This is a genomic window from Dyella sp. (genome assembly GCF_036384435.1).
Classification (GTDB): domain Bacteria; phylum Pseudomonadota; class Gammaproteobacteria; order Xanthomonadales; family Rhodanobacteraceae; genus GSA-30.
The window spans coordinates 19,651-28,305 of record NZ_DASVMI010000144.1; the positions used below are offsets into that span (position 1 = coordinate 19,651).

The 8,655-nt window shown below is 61.3% G+C and carries 4 protein-coding genes and 1 pseudogene; all 5 read right to left on the reverse strand.

Annotation, left to right across the window (positions count from 1 at the left end):
• Positions 1 to 11: 11 nt before the first annotated feature.
• Positions 12 to 5,426: a hypothetical protein gene (locus tag VF436_RS14100; protein ID WP_330904665.1), complete on the reverse strand. Its 5,415-nt coding sequence runs from the start codon at positions 5,424 to 5,426 to the stop codon at positions 12 to 14.
• A 27-nt stretch (positions 5,427 to 5,453) separates the two neighbouring features.
• Entirely contained in the window at positions 5,454 to 6,185 is a 732-nt protein-coding gene (locus VF436_RS14105; protein ID WP_330904666.1) for a pilus assembly PilX family protein, read from the reverse strand.
• A 2-nt stretch (positions 6,186 to 6,187) separates the two neighbouring features.
• The gene (locus tag VF436_RS14110; protein WP_330904667.1) at positions 6,188 to 7,309 is read right to left on the reverse strand and encodes a PilW family protein; all 1,122 of its coding nucleotides are present in this window, start codon (positions 7,307 to 7,309) and stop codon (positions 6,188 to 6,190) included.
• Positions 7,306 to 7,833, reverse strand: coding sequence for a type IV pilus modification protein PilV (gene pilV, locus VF436_RS14115; RefSeq protein WP_330904668.1), 528 nt, complete (start codon positions 7,831 to 7,833; stop codon positions 7,306 to 7,308). The genes VF436_RS14110 and pilV overlap by 4 nt, the downstream gene beginning before the upstream one ends.
• Positions 7,834 to 8,188: 355 nt before the next feature.
• Positions 8,189 to 8,655 (reverse strand): annotated as a pseudogene (locus VF436_RS14120) (DDE-type integrase/transposase/recombinase); the annotation flags it as partial.

An 8,655-nucleotide genomic window follows, 5' to 3' on the forward strand; every position in this document is an offset into this window, starting at 1 on the left:
GCTTGCCTTCCTCACTTGTCCACCGGTTCGCGCCAGGAAATCTCGCCGCTGTTGATACCCTGCAATGGCGTCACATCATGGCAGATGATCGCGCCGCTCGACGTCTGCACACAGACGCGCAACTGCTGAGCACCGTTGGCCTGCGATCCACCCTTGTGCAGGCTGGGCTGTGACGGCAGACCCGCACCGAGCGAGATCGACTTGGCGATGATCGAGCCCCCCTTGGTCGAGGTGCCGAGGAAGCCAAGCAAGCCACTCGACGAAGTCCCCGACTTGTAATCCATGCCATAGAGCTGCCCCTGCCCCTGGTCAGTACAGGTATCGGTACCCGGCAGGTAGGTCGCCGTCAGCAACACGCCGCCCGACAATGCCTGCGCACTGATCACACGCTCGGCCGGGATACTCTGGTTGCTGCTGTTCTTGATACTCAGGTAATCCACCCAGCCCGGATAGGTGGAAACCAGCTGTGCGAACGTCCCTTCGCTGTTCACCGAAGAGGGTGCGCCAGTGACGGTGTTATCCGTATTGACCTGGATATTGGTCACGTCATACAGCGTATTGAGCGCGTAGGTACCGCCCTTGTCGACCACCGCGGCGATGATCTGCTGCTGCTTGTCGCTGAGGTCGGCCTTGGTGAAGGCACGACCGGTACCGAAGAACACCATCGGCCGCTGCTGGTCATCCACGCCCAAGGTCGGACGCACTGTCACCGGGCGTGCAACGCCCGAGACAAGCTGGCGCAGCGTCCAGGTCTTGGGATCGACACTACCGGCAAAATCCACTGTCCACATCGAACCGGAGAACGAATTGGCCGTACCTTGCGAGCTGCCAAAGTAAAGCGATTCGGCTATGCCATCGAGGTTGAAATCCGAAGCAATCAGGTCACTGGCAAAGCTGTTGGCACCGGCCGACGTGCTACCGACATTGGTGTAGTTGGCCGCCTGCTTGCCACTGCCCCAGGTCACGGGCGTCGGATCATTGGTCGCCAGCGTCGCCATATCGAAACCACGCAGCTTCAGCGATGCGTTGGAACCTGCATTGCCACCCTCCACAGCTCCCACACCGCCGTTGTCGGTGCTGCCCGAACCAGTGAACAGGAAGAACTTGCTGGGATTGGGATTGGCCATGCCTGCCGGGCGGAACATCGCGACCGCCGGCACCGACGAGGTATAGGTGCTGGTCAACAGGGTCAGGTCCGTGCAGGACACCACCTTGCTGGTGCAACTGTTGTTGGCGGTATCGGTCGCACCGGTATTGAGCAGTTCAGCCAACAACACCGGCGGTGCTTCCGGATTGGTCACGTCCATGACCACGTACGCGGAGAAGGAGTTCTGCGTTGTGACGTTGTTGGCGCCGAGCTTGGTATCCACGCTGATCGGGCCACCGCCGAAGCGGAACGGCACGATCAAAACCGTACCCCATCCGTCTGGATGACACTGTTGGGTCTGGTCGTTGGCACTGCAGGCAGCGCTGGGCACGGCGAAGATGCGTGCATCGACGGCGATCGGCGTGCCATCCACATAGAACATATGGTTGTACTGCGGATCGGCCATCCAGCGCAGGTGTGGCAACAGGTTGCCAGGCACATAAGCCCACACTTCCGCACCGAGCGGATGCGCGGTGTAACTGGTGTCAGCCGAGCACGAACCGGCGCTGCTGCACTTGAGCGGCTGCAGGTTGACCTGGTTGTCAGCCGAATCGTAGAAGCCGCCATTGAACGCATGCACCATGCCGTCGTTGGCGCCGACATAGATCATCTGGCGACGGTTCTGGTACACCGCTCTGAACTGGCCGTAGCTGCTGTCGTTATAAAGCAGGTCGAAGGCTTCGGCCGGGGTACTGACTGCCAGCGGCGTCGAATTGATGATGTCACCCAGGCGATAGACCTGCGTGTCCAACGTACGCGAGCGCCAGTTGGCATCGGGCTTACCATCGGAACCGACGTATTCGGTGCCGCGCACCCAATTCACGAGCGATTGCGCGCCAACGCCACTGCATGTGTTGAGGAAGCGGAAATTGCCCGTGAAGGTGGTTCCCGAGCACGTACCCGTGCCATTGAAGCCGGTGGCACCCCAGACGAACGGCACCTGCTCACCGGCGCCCACCACGCCATCGTGGTTGGCATCGATCCAGGTGAAGATGTAGCGTCCGCCGCTTGGGCCGGCCACCGAGCTGTAACTGCGTTGCGTGTTGGTGTTGTACGTCTTGGCATCGAGCAGCGACTGCGCTGACCACACCGGCGTCAACGTATCGAGCGTCTGGCCCGAGCAGTTGGAGGAATCGATCGAACTGGGTGCACTGTCGTCGGTGAAGGTCTGGTAACGCGACTCACCAGTGGTGGTGGTACAGAACACCACGATCGGACTCTGCGCCGGAGTACCCAGTGTCGGAATGCCGCCCACGCTATAGCCACCCATGCGCAAGCGACCCTGCGTATCGGTCCACAGTGCATTGAGCGCACCGGTCCAGGCTACCTTCTGGCTGCCATCCTTGTTCTGCTGCTGGGCCTGATACAGCGCCTGGTAGGTCAGGCCGTTACCGCCCGCGGTGCTGGATACCACGGCGGCGGACGTACCCGAACCCGAGCGGGCCAGGATCTTGTTGAACACGTCGGCCAGGCGCGCACCCAACTGCGCCGGGTTGCGTACCGGGAAGAAGTTGTCCGGCAAGCCATCGCCCGTACCAGCGGCCGTGGGCTGTCCTGTGTTGTTGTCCACGCGATCCCAGTTGGACGTGGTGCAGGACGGCGACGTGGTGCTGTCGCAAGGCTGGTTGATCGTGCTGCCATCGGCTGCCGTGGTGGGCGTGAAGCCACCGTACTTGGCCGCGTAGTAGAGCGGGTTCTGCAGGCTCTTGGCCACCGCCGAGCCGGCCTTGAAGGAATAGACCTGGGGCACCACCCAGTTCGAGGGCGGGTTGGCTACCTGGGTCAGGAGTGAATTGTCCGAACCACCGGGGCGCAGCAGATCGCGCTTGACGCCATCGTTGTTCGAACCGGTGATGGCGAAGCCACCGAGCATGGCATTACCGGCATAGGCCGACAAATGCTCGATACGCACCAGTGCTGTATCGCTGCCCACCGAGGGCTTGCCATTGCTGCCGCAAACGCTGGAATTAGAGCGCCAGCAGATGTCGTAGCCGTTATAACTACCGTGGTTGGAGGTGGTGAGATTGCAGGCACTACCCACGCAGAAGGTAATCATCACCTGCGTGTCGAGATCGTGGTCGTTACCCCACTGGGAGTCCTCCCAGGTCACCGAGTACGAACCGGCCGTGCCATCGCTGAGCAACGGGCGGCCATAGGTGTAGTTCGGCGAAATAATCGAAGTCTTCGGACCGATGGTCACGTTACCGAGATAGCAATTGCGCCAGTCGGAGGTGCTGGCCACGGCTCCGCCGTTGTTGTTGGCCTGGCACATCGGCACGATATTGAGCGAACCGCCGCTGACCGGGATCTGGAACTTGGGCAGGTTCTCGGCCAGCGCCACCGTGTATGTGGTGACATTGTTGATGACGCTCGTGGGCTTGGCTGCGCCGCTGGGCGTCTTCAAGCCAGGACGAAGATCGGTGATACGCGCCTGATAGGCCAGGCCGGCGATCAGGTAGCTGCCCTCCTGCGACGGAATATCCGGACAGATACCGCGCACCAGCGAAAGATCGTCCACCGTCTTGGACGTACAAATGTCTTCATGCGTATTGGCATCGGTACCCACCTGACTGGCGTCGCCGGTCTGGGCAGGGCCAAACGTGGTGGACTGCGCGGCCACCAGATTGTCCAGCGAGCGGCCCACCAGATAACTACCATTGATGCCCTCGAGCTGACCGACCTTCTTGGTCGATGCACCCGCGCTAGCACCGAGGTTGGGCACGGTAACGCTATTGACCTCATCGCCGTCGAAGGAATTCAAGCCGGTGGACAGCACAATGATGCTGCACTGTGCGCAGTAGGGATTGCGCGGGGTACCACTGCTGTCATTGCCGTAAGGGTCCTGCCAGGTCGCCGCGGGCAAACCGGTCAGGTCAGTGCCAGGAATGAATTGCGTGGTGCCGCTGGTACCGCCAGCGATGTAACGCAGCGACTCGGCATACATTTCCGACAGCGGGTTACCCCAGGCGCTGCACAGATAGCTGCCCTTGCCGGGGTTCTTCAACTGGCCGTTGCCGCCGGTACGGTTGTTGATACCGTAGGTATTGCAATCAGACCAGATGCCATTCCAGTTGGCCAGGTTGTTGACGATGTTGAAGCGGTTAAGTGCATTGATGATGCCTTCGGCACCAGCGCTCAGCGAATTGGGACAGAACACACCCGTCTGCTGGCTGATCTCGTCACCGGTGCCGCAATCGGTATTGGTGACGTTGCCCGTGAGCTTGCCGATATTGCGGCGAAGCACACCACCGGATCGCGGATCGCCATAACTACCGGTCAACAAGCCGAAGCGCATCTGGCCGTTTTCACCATAACGCTGCAACAGCCCGACCGGCTTGTAGCTGGTGGAGGAGCTGCTGTTATAAGCCTGGCAGAAGCTCTCGCGCACCGTCGAGGACGGATCGCACACCTGCACACGCACCGTGTATTGGCTGCCGCCGTTACTGACTTGGTTGGGCGTATCGAACCAGTTGCTGGCACCATTGGACGGCTTCGAACCGGTCTGCCAGACGCATTGCTGCGACGCGGTCGAACCCCACTCGGTAAACACGCCCTGCGCGGCGCGCAGGCGTGGCGAACCGTTGACGCTGTAGTTGCCATTGTCGTCAAACGTGGCGTTACAGAACGACATCGTCGTGGTGAACGGCGTGTACTTGTTGATGTCGCTACCGGAATAGACCTTGGCCCAGGCATGCAGGTCGTTCGGAATCGGCGCGCGCTCAAGCACCGTGGTGGTCGCTGTGTCCGTCGAACGCAGGCCACCGTAAAGCACGAAGCGCAGCACATCCAGGCGACTCATCGTGGCCCAGTTGAGGAAATTGCCGCTCCACGTGCTGCCGTTGCACTGATGGTTGTTGGTGCCAGACGCTGCCGCACTCGCCTTGTAGCTGGCAGTCCCGTACTGGTAGCAGAGGTTAGGGTCGAAATACCCCGAATAACTGAAATTGTTGTTGTACGTGGTGTCGACTACACCATCGCCATCAAGATCGGTGTAGTCGGTATAGGCCTTGATGAACAACTGCTCGTCACGCGAGATCACTAGCATTACCAGGGGTGGTACCGCGCTGGCATTGAGCGTGGGATATGCCGTGTAGTCACCGCCTGCGGCAAGCTTGTTATTGCGGTTGAGGCCGATGGATGCGCCCGGCGCGCCTGGCGCGGTATCAGCCCAGGCCGATTGCGTCCATAGCAAGGCCAGGCCCAGCAGCATCAAGGCCCATAGCGCACGCGAGGAGGCGTTCCAAGCGCGATGCGGGCGGTTGTCAGGGAGTCGACTCATGGCTCGTCTCTCGAAAAGATCTTGGCATCAGTTGGCGATGCGCTGCTTGTATTGGGTCAGGGTCATGGCTTTGGTCGCGGCGGCGTCCGTCGGACCGGTACCACCTGTGCTGGCCACACTGAGAATCTCGAAGAACAATGCGGCGCTGCCGCCAGTCGTGCCGGCGCCCAGGCCCGGATAGCCCATTTCCTGCCCAGCCGATGACCCGGCGAGCAGGCCGGTGCCGTCCGGGCGAACCCAGATGCTGGTGGTGCCACCGCTGGTGCAGGTACCACTGGCGCAGCTGGTGATCGTCACATCCGGCTTGCTGTTCTTGACCCATGTGCCAGGGTCATAGGCTAGCTCGCCCGTTTGATAGGGAATCTGGTACAGGTTGACCGCGCCGGTCGCCGCATCTTGACGGATGGATACGGCCTTTAGCATGTCGCAGCTCACGCCGTTGCTGCCGATTGGCTTGACGCCACAGATCGGATAGGTGCTGTAGTTGGCCTGTGGCTGCGTGCCTCCAGTCATCGTGGAAGGCCAGCCGCGGTTGAAGGTGTGATCGTCAAACAGCGATACCGTCACATCGCGCAACGACTCGGAGACTTCGAACAATTGTTCGTGTACGGCGACGTTGTTGACCATGTGCATTTCGGTCAACGTGCCGCGCATGGCGATCACCGCCACTACCGACAGCACGATCAGGAACGTCAGGCCAATGAACAACGCGATACCGCGCTGCCCTCGGCGATTCATCGGAAAGCGGTCACGTCGCATGATCATCCACCTCGACTGATGTTGCGCAACTGCACCGTCTGTTGCAGCACCGTGCGAACGAACTGGTCCGGCCGGGTCAGGCCGTTCATGGTGAAGCCATCGCAATCGGCGCTCGTGCTGCTCAGGGTGAACGCACCGGCTGTGCTGATCGTGTAGCTGCACGTACCGGTCAATGCAAACGTACCACCCTGTGGAATGGACAGGTCACGCTCGCGACCGCGTGCCACCATGGTCATGCGCACCGCCAACACGTTTTGCCAGTCGGCCGCAGTCATCTGCGCGGCTGTCTTGTACTGCTTGATCGAGGGCACTTCGTTCTGCGCCCCATTGGATACGTAGATGCCGTATTCGAATTGCAACTGCTCGATGCCCGAGACGATCGGGAACGCCTGGAATTTGCCATTGACGATGCTCATGCGCATCAATGTGGGCTGTGGCGTGCCACCATCGCTGGTGGCCGTGCAATTGCCGCCGCCGTTATCCGAGCACGGTTGCAGGTAATACATGTCCACCCGATACGGGTATACATAGCGATGCGTGCTGCCAGGCAATGTCGGCACCGATGCCCCCGCCTTGAATATCTGGCCCGTCTGGCCGACATTGGCCGCCAGGTAATAGGTCGATGCAGGCAGGCAGGTGCTGGTGTTGAGGGCTGTGGCGCCGGTATCGACCGCACAGGGATCGGCATCGGCATAACGCAGCACCAGCACGTCGCTGCCCTTGACGTAGTTGGCCGCAGCCACGCAACTGCCATACGGGAATGCCGCGGCGCCGTCGGCGCCCTGCACCGCGCCCGACCCCAGGCCGCCCTGCGCCGACAGCAGCCAGGCATCGCTGCACGGCGTCGCACCGCTGCTGGTGGTAAGGCCGGTGACCTCGTTGGGCGCGACACCGCCCCAGAAACCGGCCATACGCACCGACCAACTGATGGTGTCGTTGGCAAAACGCAGATTCTGTTGCAGGTAATTGCTGCCCTGCTGCACCTGGTAGGCGCGACGGTTGGCGATCAGCACCTGGATCAGTCCGGCCACGATGATCAGGCCCAGCAGGGCCGCCACCATAAGTTCGATCAACGACACACCCAACTGCCGGGATCGCGGCGACATCGACTCGATTCGCTTCATGGCATGTAGTTCAAGGTATAGGTGAGATCGTCACTGGCGGAGGTCGCCGTCTTGCTATCCACCGAGCCTCCCGACCAGCTTGCCGACACCTGGTACTGACCAAGCGACGCATTCCAGGTCACCGTGGCCAGATTGCCTCCCGACGGGCCCGGCGCCACGCTTTTGAGGCGAGTCAGCCACAGGCTCAGGTCGTTATTGGCCGTTTGCAAAGGCGTGCACACACTGGAGCAATCGACCAGCGTCGGCGGCGTGGAACCAGCAAAGCAGTACGGGCACTCCGTCGCTGTGGGCGCCGCCGGATTGGCCGCCTTCTGCGGCAGCACTGCCACGGTGGGATTGGCCCGCATGGCGTCGATCAGGCTACGCACCTGCATGATGGCGTAGCTACGCGCACCTGCCTGCTTGGTGAACTGGGCACCCTTGATCTGCAGCAAGGCCAAGCCAAGCACGCCCACGCTGAAGATGACGATGGCCACCAGTACTTCGATCAGCGAGACACCTCGCTGCCGCGATAAAACCCTCATTGGGATTCCCCTATGGATGCCCCTACCCTGCACTCTGGGACCAGTCTCGGTCCCGGCCTAGAGGGCACCCGACGAGCGGCAGGAAAGTGCCGACAAGCGGCTAAGACCTTCCCCTACAAGGTGACGGCCTTCACAAAGCTGACCGGGCCGGCCTGGCGCAGGATTGTCCCCAAGGACTCTCGGAAGAATCGTCACAACCACCATTCCGATGAGAGATTTTTCGAGGCTCACAGGATGCCTGCCACGCCTTAGGAGCGAATTCATTCGCGATGCAATTGGCGACATGGCCTGGGCGGTTCATGGCAAGCGCAACTGTAGTGGCCGGCATTTTTTGGACCAAAAAAGAAGCATTAACTTTGAGGAACGACTGCCAGTCATCGCTGGTGAACTGACTGCCCTGGTCCGAGTGAACCAGCACCCCGGGGCCTGGCTTGCGCTTTCACACGGCCGCCAACAGCGCCTGCAGCACCAGGTCGGTTGTCATGTGCGGGCGTGTCGCCCAGCCGATGATCTGACGCGAATAAAGATCCATCACGGCCGCCAGGTACAACCAGCCTTCGTAGGCGCGAACTCCCGATCCCGCACGTTGGCCACCCCACCAACGGGGCCGCCCCGGTGCCGCGGCTTGCTGCCGTAACCGATCTGGGCCCGCAGACCTTCGCGCTTCATCAGCCGACGCACCCGGTGGCGGCTGCACCGCTCGCCGGCTTCGCGCAAATCGCAGGTGATTTTGCGATGCCCGTACACGCCGCCGCTGGCCAGCCAGAAGTGCTTGATGCGTCCCAGCAGGCGCGCGTCCTCGTGCTCTCGTGCACTGGCCTG